Source organism: Flavobacterium sp. (assembly GCF_040382755.1).
Lineage (GTDB): Bacteria > Bacteroidota > Bacteroidia > Flavobacteriales > Flavobacteriaceae > Flavobacterium.
The window spans coordinates 1-18,939 of the sequence record NZ_JBEIET010000032.1 but is presented as its reverse complement, the minus strand read 5'-3'; the positions used below and the strand labels follow the sequence as shown (position 1 = coordinate 18,939).

14 protein-coding genes are annotated in these 18,939 nt (G+C 30.5%); 7 read left to right on the top strand and 7 right to left on the bottom strand.

Annotation, left to right across the window (positions count from 1 at the left end; genetic code table 11):
* The 4 genes from ABWO04_RS04975 to argS all read right to left on the bottom strand — a co-directional run.
* A partial coding sequence (locus ABWO04_RS04975; protein WP_353077879.1) for an MBOAT family O-acyltransferase occupies positions 1 to 1,539 on the bottom strand: 1,539 nt, incomplete at its 3' end.
* 6 nt (positions 1,540 to 1,545) lie between these two features.
* Positions 1,546 to 2,979 (bottom strand): GDSL-type esterase/lipase family protein, encoded by a 1,434-nt coding sequence (locus ABWO04_RS04970; protein ID WP_353077877.1) that lies wholly within the window; start codon positions 2,977 to 2,979, stop codon positions 1,546 to 1,548.
* Positions 2,972 to 4,429, bottom strand: coding sequence for an SGNH/GDSL hydrolase family protein (locus ABWO04_RS04965; RefSeq protein WP_353077875.1), 1,458 nt, complete (start codon positions 4,427 to 4,429; stop codon positions 2,972 to 2,974). The genes ABWO04_RS04970 and ABWO04_RS04965 overlap by 8 nt, the downstream gene beginning before the upstream one ends.
* 292 nt (positions 4,430 to 4,721) lie before the next feature.
* Entirely contained in the window at positions 4,722 to 6,530 is a 1,809-nt protein-coding gene (gene argS, locus ABWO04_RS04960) for an arginine--tRNA ligase (protein ID WP_353077874.1), read from the bottom strand.
* Positions 6,531 to 6,707: 177 nt separating this feature from the next.
* On the opposite strand from argS, the gene ABWO04_RS04955 reads away from it, so the two are divergent.
* A complete protein-coding gene (locus ABWO04_RS04955; protein WP_353077872.1) occupies positions 6,708 to 9,113 on the top strand; it encodes a TonB-dependent receptor in 2,406 nt (801 codons plus the stop codon).
* 128 nt (positions 9,114 to 9,241) lie between these two features.
* On the opposite strand, the gene ABWO04_RS04950 is transcribed toward ABWO04_RS04955, so the two are convergent.
* A complete protein-coding gene (locus ABWO04_RS04950; protein ID WP_291241044.1) occupies positions 9,242 to 10,249 on the bottom strand; it encodes a 3-oxoacyl-ACP synthase III family protein in 1,008 nt (335 codons plus the stop codon).
* 65 nt (positions 10,250 to 10,314) lie between these two features.
* Positions 10,315 to 11,238: an ABC transporter ATP-binding protein gene (locus ABWO04_RS04945; protein WP_353077870.1), complete on the bottom strand. Its 924-nt coding sequence runs from the start codon at positions 11,236 to 11,238 to the stop codon at positions 10,315 to 10,317.
* A 173-nt stretch (positions 11,239 to 11,411) separates the two neighbouring features.
* Here ABWO04_RS04945 and htpG point away from each other — a divergent pair, with 173 nt between their 5' ends.
* Complete coding sequence (gene htpG / locus ABWO04_RS04940; protein WP_353077868.1) at positions 11,412 to 13,292, top strand: molecular chaperone HtpG; 1,881 nt, start codon at positions 11,412 to 11,414, stop codon at positions 13,290 to 13,292.
* 89 nt (positions 13,293 to 13,381) lie between these two features.
* On the opposite strand, the gene ABWO04_RS04935 is transcribed toward htpG, so the two are convergent.
* Positions 13,382 to 15,502: a TonB-dependent receptor domain-containing protein gene (locus ABWO04_RS04935; RefSeq protein ID WP_353077866.1), complete on the bottom strand. Its 2,121-nt coding sequence runs from the start codon at positions 15,500 to 15,502 to the stop codon at positions 13,382 to 13,384.
* A 123-nt stretch (positions 15,503 to 15,625) separates the two neighbouring features.
* On the opposite strand from ABWO04_RS04935, the gene ABWO04_RS04930 reads away from it, so the two are divergent.
* The 5 genes from ABWO04_RS04930 to ABWO04_RS04910 form a co-directional block, all read left to right on the top strand.
* Complete coding sequence (locus ABWO04_RS04930; RefSeq protein WP_353077864.1) at positions 15,626 to 16,027, top strand: DUF2721 domain-containing protein; 402 nt, start codon at positions 15,626 to 15,628, stop codon at positions 16,025 to 16,027.
* A 46-nt stretch (positions 16,028 to 16,073) separates the two neighbouring features.
* Positions 16,074 to 16,970 carry an EamA family transporter gene (locus ABWO04_RS04925; RefSeq protein WP_353077862.1) on the top strand — a complete coding sequence of 299 codons (897 nt, stop codon included), beginning with the start codon at positions 16,074 to 16,076 and terminating at the stop codon, positions 16,968 to 16,970.
* Positions 16,971 to 17,017: 47 nt separating this feature from the next.
* A complete protein-coding gene (locus tag ABWO04_RS04920; RefSeq protein WP_353077861.1) occupies positions 17,018 to 17,620 on the top strand; it encodes an alpha-ketoglutarate-dependent dioxygenase AlkB family protein in 603 nt (200 codons plus the stop codon).
* 100 nt (positions 17,621 to 17,720) lie between these two features.
* The gene (locus ABWO04_RS04915) at positions 17,721 to 18,008 is read left to right on the top strand and encodes a TIGR03643 family protein (RefSeq protein ID WP_353077860.1); all 288 of its coding nucleotides are present in this window, start codon (positions 17,721 to 17,723) and stop codon (positions 18,006 to 18,008) included.
* A 91-nt stretch (positions 18,009 to 18,099) separates the two neighbouring features.
* Positions 18,100 to 18,939 (top strand): M61 family metallopeptidase (locus tag ABWO04_RS04910; RefSeq protein ID WP_502903966.1); only part of this gene is annotated, 840 nt, incomplete at its 3' end.

Below are 18,939 nucleotides of genomic sequence, written 5' to 3'. Positions count from 1 at the left end.
TTTTTCGGGAATATAATGCCAAAAATATCCTAAAAACATCAAAATAAATACATTTTGATAGCCTTGAATTATGGTAAACCACTGATTGAAATCAAAAGTTACTTTTCCGATATTCTGAATAATTTGTAATGCAATTGTAAAATCTTTTGCTCGAAAGAAAATCCAACAAAACGCTACAAAATGAAAGGTTACAAGAATTCCAATAACTTTTAAAAATGGCGTTAAAAAGAATATTTTACGCTTTGACGGCGGATAATATTCTAAAAATATTTTATGAATAGCAAGAGCCATACCGTGTAAAGCACCCCAAATTATAAATCGCAAACTGGCTCCGTGCCATAAACCACCTAATAGCATAGTTGTCATTAAATTCACGTTGGTGTACATCGTTTTTTCTTTTTCTCTTGAAAATAAAAAAGTAAAAACAAAGACTATAGCTGATGCTACAGCTATTAGTAATGGTATATTACTTGTTTTAGAAAAAGAAACACCCCATACAATAGCACCTATAAAAAACAAACTTGGAAATAAAAATCCTGCAAAAGTTCCGTACCGATTTCCTCCTACAGAAATATATAAAAAATCCTTTAACCAAGTGGATAAAGAAATGTGCCAACGTCGCCAAAAATCTGTAATAGATGTTGATTTATATGGTGAACGGAAGTTGGTTGGTAATTTGAAACCTAACAATAATGCTACACCAATTGCCATATCTGAATATCCAGAAAAATCGCAATAAATTTGAATCGTATAGCCATAAGAAGCCATTAAATTTTCGAAAGGTGTGTAACTATTTGGTAAATCGAAAACACGATCTACGAAGTTTAACGAAATATAATCTGAGATGACTGTTTTCTTTATCAATCCTCCAATTATCAATAGAAATGCTCGATTAATATCATCTTGCGTTACATTTAATTTTTGATAAATTTGAGGTAAAAAATCTTTTGCTCTTACAATAGGTCCCGCCACTAATTGTGGAAAAAAGGAAACGAAAAACAAATAATCTACAAAACGTTTAGTAGGTTCTATTTCTTTTCTATAGACTTCAATAATGTAACTTATCGATTGAAAGGTGTAAAATGAAATTCCTACAGGTAAAATCACATCAAAAAACGCAAATTTTTCTCCAGTAACGTTGTTGGTAATGTCTACTAAAAAATTACTGTATTTAAAGTAGCCTAAAAATCCTAAATTTAGAATAATACTAAATGTTAAACATAATTTTTTATAAAAAACACTTGAAGTACGATGAACTAAATTTCCTAAATTATAATCGACCACTGCCGAACCTAAAAGTAATAAAAAATAAATTCCGCTTGACTTATAATAGAAAAACAGTGAAAATAAAATTACATAAACCATTCGCAAAGTGTCTGCTTTTTTTAGCAAAATGTACCAAAAATAAAACACCAAAAACAAACCTAAAAATAAGCCCGTATTAAAAAGCAATGGCTCTTTTTCATTGTAAACAAACCATTTTTCAATTACTTCAGGAGTAATTTTACCTATATTTTTATAAAACCATTCTTGCAACACAGTCTCTTATTTTTCAGATTTATATAATTCGTAGGATTGAATAAACGCATCGAAAAACAATTCGCCCTGTTTATCATAACCGGTATTAGAATAATGCACTTTATCTCTTGCCATTAATCCCATTCTTGAATTCATTATAATATTTTTATTTCCACCAAAAACATCTAATAAATTCCAAACTGCATAGTTTTCTGCTGCAGCCATTTCAATAATTTTTTCGGCATATTTTTCTATGTAAATATTTTGAGATTTTCCGTGCAATAGAGAAGGCGGTGGCGTAGTAACTAAAATAGAAGCTTCTGGACATTTTAGTTTAATGCCGTCAATCATTGTTTTTAAGTTGCCAAAATAAGTAGGAATATCTTGTTTATCAAAACTTTCGTTTGTTCCCAAAGAAATTACATACAAATCGGCTTCAAGTGCTGGTAATTGTTCGAAAAACAAAGGAAACTTATTAAAATCGCTACTTTTTGCACCATTTACTCCTATTGAACTATAGGTAATTCCTACGTTGTCATTTTCTAAAATTAAACCATTTAAAGCAAATTCAGAATTATTTTCATTTCCAATAATGGTAATTTTATCGATAGGTTTTTCGGAAGTATAGGAATTGTATAATGGTGTATTCTCTAAAACAATAGGCTCGTAAACATACTTTACAGTTGAAACAGTTTTGTAAGTGGTTACTGTTTTTCCACCAGGAATTTTTAAAATTTTTCCATCTCTAATATTATCAGATGTCAATCCGTTAGCTGTTTTTAATTGTTTTAATGAAATATTATATTTATCTGCAATCACGCCTAAAACTTCACCCGGTTTTACTTTATGAGAACTTATTGCTGGTGTTTTAACAGCTACTTTTTCTTGCGTGGTAAAACTTTTTTTAGCAAATGACACATTAAAAATATTTTCGTTTTTAGGCGAAATGACTTTTAATTTTGTGAAATCGAATTGTGAATCTTTTACTAACATATCAATATGAAAGGTTTTATCCTTGGGTTGAAATGATATCCCACTCACGCCAACAGGTTTTGAAGTATCAGCATATAAATTTCGCGACGCAGAAAATCCGCCAGATCCTGTAAATTTAATAGGCGAACTATTATTTGTATTTGCTAAACTATATGGAAATGTAAAACCGAAACCAGCATTTCCAAAAATTTGCTGCATACGATATCTAATTTTTCCAGTAAATAAATCCGCTTGTATGTGCGAATCACCTATATGAACTATTCGTACTTTTCTATCTTGGTTTTCTTCTAATTGGTATAATTTTTCAAAAATAGCTGTTAGCGCTTTTTCGTTAGAAATTACATTATTAAACGCTTCAAAATTAGCAGTATCAATAGCAACTGTAGCACTATCAATTTCTACTTTTACAGAATCGATTTGCGAAAAACCAAGTGTAGTAAAAAATAATATGTATATAAATTTATTCATTTAAAGTGTCTTTTGTTACTGGTACCGAATCTAATACCTTTGTTTTTGGTTGTTTTTTTTGCTTAGCTAAAGCACGTAATCGTTTGTACTCAATGTAACCCGTATCTATTTGTTTATAAATAAGTTTTGCAATTTCTTTAGCACCTCTGTGATTAAAGTGCGTATAATCTTTATTGGCTTTTGCAGGTACATTTTCTACCCATTTCACCATAGAACCATCGCCACCCATTAGAGTATATAAATTTACTAAGCCGGCTTCAGATTTAACTGCATATCGTTTCTGAGCCATAATTAAAGGAGCAACGGCAGAATCTGATTTCATTTGCATATCGTACTTTGTAGATTTATCAGCCGTTGTAATAATTAAAATTGCGGCACCTGGGAAACATTTTTTGATATGATTTACAACAGAAGTCATTTTTCTTTCATACCAAGAATAATTTAATGATCCGTAATTTAAAACGTTTGTTCCAAATTGTAGAATAATTAAATCGTATCCTAACTTTTGCTGAAATGCATTCATCAAATCTATATTGAATGAACCTAACGGCAAACCAGAGTTACCTCGAGAAGAAAAATTATCAACGTGAATTCCTTTTCCATCATCGAAATTAAATCCGTAAAACGGGATGGAATCGGCATTTATAAAATTGACTTTAACTTTATTTACAGAATTTCCAATTTGTGTTGTATTTAAAATAGCGTTTGGAGAAAGTTTTTTATAAATAGTATCTTTTCCAATAACTTGACGTAACATTCCTTTTTTATTTTTGGAACTTCCATAAAAAAGCGTAGGATTATTTAAAGTTGTTGAAAAACGATTTCTTCCTGCTTTATATTTTACCCAAGTAGGATTTGCCGTATCTTTTGCAAAGAAAACAGCGCCATTCACTCCAAATGAACGCAATGGGCTTTTTGTTTTTAAATACGATTGCGATTTCCAGTTTGGTGAAAATTCGTGAATAACTGAACCTCTTGAAGCTGCAGATTCTGATGAAATGTTTACAAACCCAACGCCTTCTCCACCAAAAATACTTTGAAATTGAGTACGCACATCTTGAACAATAAGATCGCCATCTGTCATTGAATCTCCAAAATAAGCAATTCGGGCTTTTCCTTTTTTATTGGTTTCTAATTGGTATAACTTTTCAAAAAAGGGAATTAGGTATTGATATCCTTTATACTGTTCAAATTTTTCACTTGAAAATTTAATTCCTAACGGATTTGAAACAAAAGAAATGGTTTTGTTTGTTAAAGTGTCTTCTTCAGAAAGATTTCCGGCTTCAGCTACAGCTTCTAACATCAAACTATCCACTACAATATTTTTATTATTTATTGAAGCGTCTGGAAATAATTTTTTAGGCAAAAACGATTTAAACCCAATAAAAGACACAATTGCAATTACTACAATTAGCCAGGATTGAAAAAAATAAGACTTGTTTTGTTTCACTTTAATTATTTATATTATTTCAAAATTCGTTAATCAAAATTCATTGTTCAATATTTTTAAACTTGGAACACTCAAATTAGTATGTTGACTTCGAGTGCCTCAGTCAACACGAGTGCCTCAGTCAACACGAGTGCCTCAGTTAACACGAGAAATTCAACCTGTATGTTGACTTCGAGAACCTCAGTCAACAACTAAGCTCAGTCAACATTTAACCTCAACCAATAAAACGACAACTGAGTCAGTCGAAAACGTTTATCAAATCAATAGAAAACGGTAACTGAGGCTCTCGAAGTTACATTCTCTCAGGAACGTTAATTCCTAATAATCCAAAAGCATTTTTAATTACTTGGCTTACAGATTTTGACAGTTGTACTCTAAATACTTTTTTGTCTAAATTATCTTCTCCTAAAATCGACACGTTTTGATAAAACGAATTGAATTCTTTGACCAAATCGTAAGTGTAATTCGCAATTAATGCTGGGCTATGATTTTCAGCAGCACTTTGAATTACTTCAGGAAATAATTGTACTTGTTTTATTAATTCTTTTTCTTTTTCGTGTAATTCCAAAAGTTTTGATTCGGAACTATAATCGAAAGTTGCTTTTCTTAAAATCGATTGAATTCGAGCATAAGTATATTGAATAAAAGGTCCTGTGTTTCCATTAAAATCTACCGATTCTTCTGGATTAAACATCATTTGTTTTTTCGGATCTACTTTTAACATATAATATTTTAGAGCACCCAAGCCTATGGTTTTGTATAAACTCGCTTTTTCTTCTTCAGAATAACCATCTAATTTTCCTAAATCCTCAGAAATTTGTTGTGCTGTTGTAGTCATTTCTGCCATTAAATCGTCTGCATCAACAACAGTTCCTTCACGTGATTTCATTTTTCCAGAAGGTAATTCTACCATTCCGTATGATAAATGGAATAAATTTTCAGCCCATTCGTATCCTAATTTTTTAAGAATTAAGAACAATACTTTAAAATGATAATCTTGTTCATTTCCAACCGTATACACCATTCCTCCAATGTCTGAAAAATCTCTAACACGCTGAATTGCCGTTCCGATATCTTGCGTCATATACACAGAAGTTCCATCTGAACGCAATACAATTTTTTCGTCTAAGCCATCAGCCGTTAAATCAATCCAAACTGAACCATCTTCTTTTTTAAAGAAAACACCACGACTTAAACCTTCTTCCACAACATCTTTTCCTAACAAATAGGTATTACTTTCGTAATAATAACTGTCGAAATCTACTCCTAAATTTGTATATGTTACGGAAAATCCATCGTACACCCACTGGTTCATCGTTTTCCAAAGTTCAATTACGTCTGGTTTCCCATTTTCCCAATCTAAAAGCATTTGTTGCGCTTCTAAAATAAGTGGCGCTTGTTTTTTGGCTTCCTCTTCTGTTTTTCCTTCCGCCATTAAAGAAGCAATTTCAACTTTGTATGCTTTATCAAATTCCACATAAAAATTACCAACCAATTTATCGCCTTTTAAACCTGTTGAATTTGGTGTTTGTCCATTTCCGAATTTTTGCCAAGCCAACATCGATTTACAAATATGAATTCCTCTGTCGTTGATAATTTGAGTTTTATATACTTTTTTACCAGACGCTTTTATAATTTCAGCAACTGAATATCCCAATAAATTGTTTCTAATATGACCTAAATGCAAGGGTTTGTTTGTATTTGGCGAAGAATATTCTACCATTACTGCTTTTTCACCTTCCGTAGGCGTTACAAAGCCATACGAATTATCATTTTTTATACTATTGAAATAAGTAACATAATATTCATCTGAAATTACTAAATTTAAAAAACCAGCAACTACATTAAATTTTGATACCACAGCAACGTTTTCAACTAAATACTCACCTATTTTAGTTCCTATTTCTAGAGGATTTAGCTTCGCTCTGTTCGGCATTGCCTCGAGTCCATTAATCTGTTTTACCAACGGAAAAACCACCATAGTAATATCGCCTTCAAAATCTTTTTTAGTAGCTTGAAATTCAACTTTTTCAATGGAAATTTGAAACAGTTGCGCTACTGCATTTTTTATAGGTTGTAAAAGAATTTCTTGTAATAACATAATCGTGTTTTTAATAGCGTGCAAAGATAGAATTTTTAACCAATTGAAAAGTTCATTTGTAACAAAAATGCACAAATTTTGTCTAATGTACAAAATTCATATTCCACGTCGTAATTTCTCTTCCATTTTTTGAGAAATAATTGAGGTAATTTATTTGCACAAAACATTAAAAAAATTATGAGATTAAAACACATTTTCAGCGCCTTATTAGTTGTATTTTCAACTTTAACTTTAGTAGCTCAACAAAACAATCCTGGAATTATTAGAGGAAAAATCATTGATAAAACATCAAACGAACCAGTTGGATATTCTACCGTTAGCATATTAGAAGGTCAAAAACCTATAGCCGCCATTTCAACAAAAGAAGACGGAAGCTTTGAAATAAAAAATTTAGAATTGAAAAGCTATGTTTTAAAAGTCAACTTTATCGGATATATGGACGCGTCAAGAACGATTACTTTATCGGAAGAAAATAAAGAAATTAACCTTGGAAATATTACATTAGAATCAAATGCCAATACTATTGAAACGGTATCTATTGTAAAAGAACGCTCTACTATCGAACAAAAAGCAGACAGAAAAGTAGTGACTATTGGTAAAGATTTAATTGCCTCTGGAACTACTGCTTCAGAAATTTTTAATAACATTCCAACTGTAAGTATTGATCCACAAACCAAGGAATTGAGCTTACGTGGCAACAGCAATGTTAGAGTTTTAATAGACGGAAAACCAACCAATATTGATGCGGGACAGCTATTACAACAAATCCCATCAGCTTCCATAAAACAAGTAGAATTAATAACCAACCCATCTTCTAAATACAATCCAGAAGGAAATAGTGGAATTATTAATATTATTTTAAATAAAAACACGCAAAACGGATTTAACGGAAGTATAACCTCTGGCTATACATTTGGAATTACACCGAAAACAAATCAGTCGTTAAATTTAAATTATAAAGTAGGAAAAGTTAATTTTTATACGAATTATGGCTTCAATCACGGAAGAAATAGAAGCTTTGGATTTGTAGAAGCAGACCGTCCGAATTTAGAAAACCGACAAGATTTCAATTTTGCCAATACCAACACGTCGCATTTAGCGAAAATTGGTATAGATTATTATATTAATGATAATAATACTTTATCGTTTTTTACCAACTGGAATGTTGCAGATGGAAAAGGAAATTCAAATACAAATATAAATTATTACAATAATACTACGTTTGCAGATGAACTTCAAACCATTACAAATAATAGCGGAAACATTACACAAACCTATGATTTAAACTACAAACATAACTTTAAGAAAAAAGGCGAATTAATTGAGTTTCAAGCAAATTATGCCAAGACTTCAAGTGAAGATATCTCCTATTTTAGAAACAATGGCGTATTAAGATTAAATGACATAGACAGCAAAACGAATTATGCGCAATTTAATATAGATTATACGAATCCAATAGACGAAAACTCAAAAATTGAAATGGGTTTTGAAAGCAGAATTCAAGATGGGCAAAACAATTTCTATAATGAATCGCAGGCATTTTATGGTACTAATCCGTTTACTTTTAACAGAAACATTCACGCGATTTATACCAACTATAGCAAATCATTTGGCAAATTTAGTGCCCAAGTTGGCGTTAGAATCGAAGAATATACTTTAGATGCGAAATTTGAAAGAAATGAAAGAAATCCAAATTATTTTGAATCCACTTCGGTTGCAGATGAAATATTTACAGCGTATCCATCAGCTTACTTGTCTTATAAATTAGATGATAATAATACGTTTAATTTAAATTATACCCGAAGAGTAGATCGCCCGAGTATAGGACAAATAAATCCTATTAGAGAATGGACCACACCTTTGTTAGAATCAAGAGGTAATCCTGCTTTAGAACCTCAATTCACGAATTCATTCGAAATTAATCACACCAAAATTTTCAGTTTAGGAAGTGTGACTTCTGCGGTATTTTACCGATTAATTAATGCTGAAATTTCAAGAGTTATTTTTCCAAATCCATTAAACAACATTCAAAATATTATGTCGTTTGATAATTTTGACAACAACAGTCAATTAGGTGCAGAAATTAATGCTAATTTAAAATTAACAAAATGGTGGTCAACCAACGCAAGTGCAGATGTGTATTACAAAACCGTTCGAGGAACCGTAACTAACATCAACACCAATTTACCAGAAAATAAAGAAATAAACGTAACCACATTTAATACGCGATTAAACAACACATTTACTGCTACAAAAAAATTACGATTTAATTTATTTGGAATGTACAGAAGTCGCGATTTAGGATTGCAATATTTAAGAACGCCAATGTATCGAGTAGATTTTGGAGCAAATTATAGTGTTTTAAGCGGTAAAGGAACCCTTTCTGCAAGAATGAATGATATGTTTAGAACACAATTTTTCGGATTCAATGGAAACATTCCGTTCCGTCAAGATGGAGAATTTAGATTTGAAAGCAGAACCTTTTATGTAGGTTTCAATTATAATTTTGGTAGCGGTAAAAACAAAGAACTTCAACGCAAACAACGTGAAAAAAACGAAACCCAAGGTGGAGGAATGTTTTAATTTTTAGGTATTGGGTGTTGGGCTTAAGGCATTAGGCATTAGGCATTAGGCATTAGGCAAAAATAAAAAAAGCGTTCAGAAGTTTCTGAACGCTTTTTTTATTATCTATTTTCTATATTCAAAAAAAATTACCATCTAATAATCACGCTTCCCCAAGTAAAACCAGAACCAAATGCAGCTAAAACAACTACATCGCCACTTTTAATTTTACCTTTTTCCCAAGCTTCTGTTAAAGCAATCGGAATAGATGCGGCGGTAGTATTTCCATAATTCATTATGTTATTGTACACTTGGTCGTCAGATAATTTAAATTTCTGCTGAATGAACTGTGAAATCCTTAGATTCGCTTGGTGCGGTACTAATAAATCAATATCTGAAACTTGTAAATCATTGGCTTGTAAACCTTCATTAATGACTTCACTAAAACGAACTACCGCATTTTTAAATACAAATTGCCCATTCATATAAGGAAAATAACTTTCATCATTTGGATCATTATCTGCAATAATATCAGTAACCCAGCGTTTTCCCATTCCTGGTGCAATAAGAGCTAATTCTTCTGCGTGTTGTCCTTCGGAATGTAAATGAGTTGATAAAATTCCTTTATTCAAATCTTCTTCTCTTGAAAGCACGGCTGCTCCTGCTCCATCTCCAAAAATGACTGAAACACCTCTGCCTTTATCAGACATATCTAATCCGGTAGAATGAACTTCGGAACCAATTACCAAAATATTTTTATACATTCCTGTCTTGATATATTGATCAGCAATTGAAATGGCATACACAAAACCAGAACATTGATTTCTAACATCTAAGGCCCCAACTGTCTTTAAACCTAAATCGCGTTGCACCAAAACACCAGGTCCTGGAAAATAATAATCTGGTGAAAGTGTGGCAAAAATTACAAAATCAATATCTTCTTTAGCAACATTTGCACGCTGTATTGCTATTTCTGCAGCTTTTACACCCATAGAAGTAGTGGTGTCTTCTCCTCTAATAATATGACGACGCTCTTTAATTCCTGTTCTTTCCTGAATCCATTCGTCATTGGTATCCATTATTTTGGATAAATCATCATTTGTTACAATGTTTTCTGGCACATAATAACCTAAGCCCGATATTTTTGAGTGGTACATTTTATTCGATTTATTAAGCAAATTTAAGAAAAATATGCTATATTTTATTATTTATATTGTGGCAACTATTCCTTAATTTTAAGATTGATGATACTGTGTTTCTCAATTTTAAATTCTGACTCAAAAAAAACAAGTTGATTTTCAAATTTGGCTTCAATTAAATAATATTTGCCTTTAAAATAGGAAGAAATTACCTCAACTTGAATGTCAGATTTTTCTACAATTTGCAATTGATTGGGATAAATTAACTGCATTTTTCCATTTATTTCAATTTCATTTACCTCACCAAATAAAGCAGCAGTATATGGATATTTAGGTTGGTTATATAATTCAAAAGGAGTTGCTTTTTCTAAAATAGTAGTATCTTTTAAAACAATAACCTCATCTGAAAATGACAACACATCGTTAATGTCGTGACTTGCAACAAGAGTTGTAATTTGTTTTTCTTTTAAATATTGAAATATTTTTCTTCTTAATTTGTTTTTTCTGAAATTATCAATGTGCGAAAATGGCTCGTCTAAAAGTAATACTTCTGGTTCTTGCGCTAAAACTCTTGCCAACGCCACACGCTGCATTTGTCCGCCGCTTAGAAACTTGGCTTTCACGTGCTTAAATTCAGACATTTCAACCAAATTTAAAAGTTCATCTATTCGATTTTGTTTTTCTTTTGGATAAAAATTTGATAAAAATTTCCCTACGTTTTCTCCTACTGTAATAAATGGCATTAAATCGAAATCTTGTGCTAAATATTTCATAAAAGGCATTCCTGGTACAAGATGAAATTTCGGACCTAAAACAGGTTCTGACTTCCAAGAAATATTACCTTCATCGCAGTCATAAAGTCCGTAAATTAATTTCAATAAAGTACTTTTACCACAACCACTTTCTCCAATAATGGCTAATTGTTGTCCTTTATCTAATGAAAATGTTAGATTTTGTAATATAATTTTTTCTTTATACGAAAAAGAAGGAATGGCTACGTGAAGCATTTGCGAATAGTAAGAAAATAATTCTAAAAATAAAGTGTAAATATATTACTTTAAATGTAACCAAAAAAATATGATGTTTTTAATGAAATAAAAATGTCAATTTGTCAGCAAAAACAAAATTGGTACTTAATTTGACTATTCATAATCATTAATTTAATTAAAACAAACATCATATGACATCAGGAAAAATTAATGTTTCAGTGGAGAATATTTTCCCATTGATTAAAAAATTTTTGTACAGCGATCACGAGATTTTTCTTCGTGAATTAATTTCTAACGGAACCGATGCCACTTTAAAATTAAAACATCTTACCAGCATTGGTGAAGCAAAAACGGAATACGGAAATCCGATTATAGAAATTAAAATTGATAAGGAAGGTAAAAAACTTCACATTATCGACCAAGGTATTGGTATGACTTCAGACGAAGTAGAAAAATACATCAACCAATTGGCGTTTTCGGGTGCAGAAGAATTTTTAAATAAATATGAAGATTCTGCTAAAGATTCTGGAATTATTGGACATTTTGGTTTAGGATTTTACTCTGCTTTTATGGTAGCGTCTAAAGTTGAAATTTTTACAAAATCATTTAAAGACGAGCCAGCTGCGCATTGGACTTGCGATGGAAGTCCTGAATTTACTTTAGAACCACATACTAAAACGGATAGAGGTACAGAAATTGTATTACACATTGCAGAAGATTCATTGGAGTTTTTAGAAGAATATAAAATCCGTGAGTTACTTACTAAGTACAATAAATTTATGCCGATTCCAATAAAATTTGGAACTAAAAAAGAAGCATTGCCAAAACCAGATGATGCTGGAGACGATTATAAAGCGGAATATATTGATGTAGATAATTTCATAAACAACCCAAATCCAGCTTGGACGAAACAACCAAGTGAGTTGTCTGATGAAGATTATAAAAGCTTTTATAGAGAATTGTATCCTTCACAATTTGAAGAACCTTTATTTCACATTCATTTAAATGTAGATTTTCCTTTTAATTTAACGGGTATTTTATATTTTCCAAAATTAGGTTCCGACTTACAAATTCAGAAAGACAAAATTCAACTATATCAAAATCAAGTTTTCGTAACGGATAATGTGGAAGGAATTGTACCCGAATTTTTATTAATGCTTAAAGGTGTGGTAGATTCGCCAGATATTCCTTTAAACGTTTCACGTTCTGGCCTACAAGCCGATAGTAATGTGAAGAAAATTTCAAATTATATTACACGAAAAGTGGCCGATAAATTGAAATCGTTATTTAATGAAAATAGAGAAGATTTTGAAGCTAAATGGAGCGATATTAAAATTGTTTTAGAATACGGAATGCTTTCTGAACCAAAATTCTATGAAAAATCGGGTGATTTTGTTTTATATCCTACAACTGAAAACAAATATTACACGTTAGCAGAATTAAAAGAAGCAACTAGAGATTTACAAACAGATAAAGATGGAAAATTAGTTGTTTTATATGCTTCAAACAAAGAAACACAACACAGTTACATTGATATCGCCACAAGCAAAGGATATCAAGTATTACTTTTAGATTCTCCAATTGTGTCGCATTTAATTCAGAAATTAGAAGCAGACAATGAAAATCTGACTTTTGCACGAGTTGATGCCGATCATATCGATAAGTTAATCAATAAAGAAGAAACACAAATTTCTAAATTATCAGATGCTGAAAAAGAAACCTTAAAAACTTCTTTAGAAGCAGTAGTTCCTAAAGCGTATTCTGTTCAATTAGAATCATTAGATAGTGATGCTACGCCATTTATAATTACGCAACCCGAATTTATGCGTCGAATGAAAGAAATGAGTCAAAGCGGCGGCGGCGGAATGTTTGGAATGAGCAATATGCCCGAAATGTATAATTTAGTGGTAAATGCCAATTCGGAATTAGCTACTTCAATTTTACAAGCTAATGAAGAAAATCAAAAAGAATTAGTAAAAAACGCATTAGATTTAGCTAAACTATCTCAAGGTTTATTAAAAGGTGAAGAATTAACTGCTTTTGTAAAAAGAAGTTTTGAAACCTTAAAATAATAAGCAATACAAATTTTATAAATCCTGACAGTTGATTTTTCTGTCAGGATTTTTTTTATGAAATGATAAAATAAATATAACTCAAAAAATTAATTCCCGATAACTGTTCCTTCTTCCTTTTTGTCGTCTTTAAGTATGTTTTGTTCTATTTTTGCTGCCTTATTTTTTGTTGGTAATTTGTAATTTATGGTAAAACCAAATTTTCGAGTATCACTTTTATTGTAAGATAATAATGGATCGTTTATTGGTCGGAACAAACTTCTATTCATATTAAAAATATCATCTCCAAAAATAGTTACCGTTAATTGATCTTTTAGGAACTTCTTACTAAAAGTCATATCTAAATAATTATTAAATGGTTTGTCGGCAACAAAATAAAAGTAATTTCCACCTGAAGTGATGAAACCAAATTCGGTAATAAATTTAATGTCTTTTGGTAAAATTATTTGCGACATTAAATTTAAATTCCAAAAACCTTTTGTTGTAACATTGGGAATTTGATGCAATTGATATCCTGTATATAGGTATAAAAAGTTGATTTTGTCTGGATTAAAATCAAATTTCATCGTTTCTTTTAATCCTTTTGTAAATAGCATATATGGCAGAGGAAGTGCAAAATTAAAGTTATGTATTTTAACTTCCGATACGTTAAAATTACTGCTTTGAACTAAATTTCCATTTAAACTAACTTGTTGAACCACCTGATTTTTTGCACTACTTAAGTTGTACCCTAAATAAGCATAATCAAAAGCACTTATTTTAACTTCAAAATTATCAAAAATTGTTGGTTGTAAATTTGGATTTCCAACCGAATTTAAATTCTGATTTTGATATGTGGTGTTGTTCGGATTTAATGCAGAAGTAGATGGCAATGTAATTTTCTTGTTGTAATTCATATTTAAGAAAATTTGTGGCGAAATATTATATTGTACCGTAGCGTTTGGAAACCATCTAAATTGGTCAAACGGAATTAAATCTGCGGTGGTTGTTTTTCCGTTAATTTCATATTTTTCGGCTCTGGAACCTAAAATAAAATCGAACTTATTGTATTTTGCTTGAAACTCTAAATAAGTGGAAGCAGTTGTTCTTTGATATTCTAAATTTATGCTTCCAAAATTTTTAGCTTCAAAAAGTAGTTTTTCATATAAGGCACCAAAACTAACTTTTCCTTCATCTAAAATTCGTAAGCCTTGTGAATAGTCAAATTTTCCGTTATAATAATTTTGGTTCGAAAAATTATCCAAAACAGCATTTCTAAAAACGTTTGAAAACAAATTGAAATCATTTTTATTGTTGTTGTAATTAAAAACAAAATCTAATTTTTGACTTTTATCATCAAATCTTTTCTGATACGTTATTGTAGCATCTTGTCGAGTATTATGAGATTTTCCTTTATCTGAAGTAACAAATCCTAAACCAAAACCTTCTGTTTCACTATCGCTGTTTGCCACATTAATATCATAATTCAACAATAACCTATCTTTATTAATATCAAAAGTAATCCCAGATTTTAAAAATTGCGATCGATTTATCTTATCACTTTCTACTTTTGATAAAATAGTGTTAGAACTGGTATTTAAAAATTCGGACCAAGTGGCGTTTTCACGATAATTTTGTCCAAAATTTAATTGCCACCCAAAATATTTATTCTTAGCATTTAACAACACACTATTATACGTTCTAAAACGTGAAGTATCGTAAGTATTAAAAGCCGAACTACTCGTATAAGTAGCACTTAAGTATTTTTTTGCGTTTCTATTTGTAATAATATTTAAAATCGCACCACCCGAGGTAGCAGGAAATTCAGCTCCTGGCTGCGTAATTACTTCAATTCGTTCTACAGAATTAGCGGGCATTCCTTCTAAAAAAGAATTTAATTCTAAACTTGAAATATTTAATGGTCTTCCATCTAAAAAAACCTCTAATTGTTTTCCTTGATACATCATTCCCGCCACATCTGAAGAAATTAAACCTGGCAATTGCTTGATGGTTTCCATTAAAGTTCCCGCGTTTAAATTCGGTTGATCCGAGATATTAAAAATAGTTCGATCTGGTTTTTGCTCAATGGCTTTTTTCTGTTTAATAATTTTAACTTCTTCAATCTGATTTTCTTTTTGAATATCGTCTTTTTTTACTTTTGTGGTATCTTGAGCAAAAGCAAAAAAAACAAAACAAGTGGAAAATAAGAAATTTAGAATAAGCTTTTTCATAAAAAATAAATAAATATTTGAATTTAATTACTTGTAAGACGAAAAAATGAGCAAAAAGTTACACTATATTTTACATAAAAAAGTATCTTTAAACTTTATTAATTTAAATTAAAATTACTTCTGATGAATCTTTCTATTGAAACTCCAGCATTATTGTTTTCAGCTACTTCATTAATTTTATTAGCTTATACCAATAGATTTTTAACCATTGCTCAGATTGTACGAAGTTTAAAGAAAAACTACGACCAAGACCAAAACAAGTCTATTTTAGTTGAAATTAAAAACCTTAATCAAAGAATCACATTAATTAGATATATGCAACTTTTTGGTGTATTGTGTTTGTTTTTGTCTGTTTTTGCTATGTTTTTACTGTTTTTAAACTATGAAACTGCTGGGATTTATATTTTTGGAATCAGTTTATTGTCGTTACTTATTTCATTAGGTATTTCGTTTTGGGAAATTAGCATTTCTGTAAATGCGCTTCGAATTCATCTTAAAGATTTAGTTCAGGACGAAAAAAATTAATCGTCATTTTTATAACTACCTTTGTTGACTTTATAAAAACTGATTAATGAAAAATAATGTACTAAAAGGTGTTTTTCTTGTTGCATTAGGCGCTACCAGCTATGGAATGTTAGCTACGTTTGTAAAATTAGCCTACAAAGACGGCTACACAACGGCTGAAGTAACTTCTTCACAATTTATCTATGGAATTCTTGGAGTATTATTAATTAATTTATTTCAAAAAATAGTTAATAAAGAAAAAGCTCAAAAAGCAAGCTCAAAAAATATTTTCCAACTAATGGTTGCAGGAACTTCATTAGGAATGACAAGCGTATTTTACTATTTGTGTGTAAAATATATTGACGTTTCAATAGCTATTGTACTTCTTATGCAAACCGTGTGGATGGGCGTTTTATTAGAATGGATTTTAGATAAAAAACGACCTTCCAATCAAAAAATAATTTCGGTAGTAATTGTATTATTTGGAACATTTTTAGCTACAAAATTATATGAATTTACAATTCAATTAGATTGGAGAGGCATATTTTGGGGTATTTTAGCTGCAGCTTCATTTACCACAACTATGTTTACAGCAAATAAAGTAGCTTTGGGAATTTCATCCGCACAGCGAAGTTTATATATGCTATTAGGTGGCGCAGTAATTGTATTTACTTTTTCAGCCTTTACACAAGTTGGATCTTTAAACATTGGAATTTTCAAGAATTACGGATTGTTTTTAGCGCTTTTCGGTACAATTATACCACCAATTTTACTAAATGCTGGTTTTCCAAAAACAGGATTGGGTTTAGGAAGTATTGTAGCCTCTTTAGAATTACCAGTTTCAGTTCTTATGGCGTTTTTAATATTAAATGAAAAAGTAGTTATTTGGCAATGGAGTGGCATCGCATTAATTATTTTAGCCATTGTGATTATGAATCTTAATTTTTCAAAAAAGGAACATTAATTCCAAAAAATAGCAATAAATTAGCGGTGTAAATCATCGCTTTTTTTATGCTTAATTTATTTGATAAAGAACCTATATTTTTAAATTTACCCGATGCCGAGTTTATTTATTATCCAAATTTTTTCTCCAAAGAAAAAGCCGATTTATTTTTAGAAACCCTATCTAAAGAAATAGCTTGGCAACAAGATGACATAACCATTTTTGGAAAAAAAATAGCACAACCCAGATTAACAGCACTATACGGTAATGAAGGAAAATCCTATGGATATTCCAATATTGTTATGCAACCTCATCCGTTTAATAGCGCTTTAACCTTCATAAAAGAAGAAATTGAAAGTACTATAAACGAACACTTTACAACAGTTTTACTAAATTATTATAGAAGCGAAAGAGATAGCAATGGTTGGCATGCCGATAACGAAAAAGAATTAGGCAGAGATCCTGTTATCGCTTCCGTAAGTTTTGGAGAAGCAAGAATGTTTCAAATAAAGCACAATACAAAAAAAGAGTTCAAGCAGTCTTTATTATTAGAACACGGTAGTTTATTAGTAATGAAAAATGGTGCTCAAATTCATTATAAACATCAAATTCCAAAAGCCACGCAACCCAAAAACCCAAGAATAAATTTAACTTTCAGAAAAATTCTTTAAAAAAAGCCTCTATTTTTTTGCTTCAAAATATTTTTTTTAATAATATTGAATAATAAATTAAAAATAAGATAGAATAATTAACAAATTATGCTTTTCACTAATGAAAAAAAGTAAAAAGATTGAACTAAATTACGAAGATACAGAACGTGTAATTAGTATGGCTCAAGAGGAAAAAAAGCCTTTTGAAGTAATTAAAGAAGAATTTGGTATTTCCGAAAGTGAAGTAACCGAAATTATGCGAAAAAAACTTTCTAAAGATAATTTTGAACTTTGGAAAAAGAAAGTTGCAGCAGGAAAACCCAAACCAAAAGCATTTAAAACCAATGTTTTAGATGACGACATAGACGATTTAGATAGCAAATATTATTTCAAAAATAAATTCGATTAATAAAAATCCTGTCTGATTAGTATCACGACAGGATTTTTTTTGTAACAATTTTTAGCGTTTAGCTACTTATTCAATATATAAAAAAATAAAAATGAAAAAAATAGTACTTACCCTAAGTTGCGCCATTTTTTTAATGAGTTGTAAAACATCTAATGTTACTTCAACTGTAAAAAATGATGTTTCTGTTAGCATTGATTTAGTAAATGTAATTGACGACAAAGTAAAAGTTACAATAATTAATCCTACAATTACAACTGAAACTACCACGTTTAACATTCCTAAAATTGTTCCAGGAACCTATTCTGAAGACAATTACGGAAGATTTGTGGACAATGTTAAAGCGTTTGACAAAAAGGGAAATCCTTTAAAAATTGCTAAAATGGATGAAAATTCATACACCATTTACGAAGCAACTAAATTAGCCAAAGTAACCTATAATGTGAGTGACACTTTCGATACAGAAGGCGGAGCTGGTTTTGGTGAAAGTGAAGATATATTTTCACCTGCAGGAACAAACATTAAAGTTGGAGAAAACTTTATGCTTAACACGCACGGTTTTGTAGGCTATTTTGAAGGAAAATCCGAAATCCCTTATACTGTTGAAATAAAACATCCGGCAACTTTATGGGGAGCTACTTCATTAGTTGATACCAATCCAAGTAATGAAGTTGATATCTTTACCGCCGAAAGATATGGTGCTTTAGTGGACAACCCGATAATGTATTCTAAACCAGATTATACAGAGTTTAATGTTGAAGGAATGGATATTGTAATCAGTGTTTATTCTCCGAATGGAAAACATAAAGCGGCTGATATAACTCCAGAAACTGAAAAGTTTATGAGAGCTCAAAAAAAGTTCTTAGGTAAATTTAACGCCAATAAAAAATATACGGTATTGTTATATCTTTCTGATCTGGCAGCTAAAGATGCA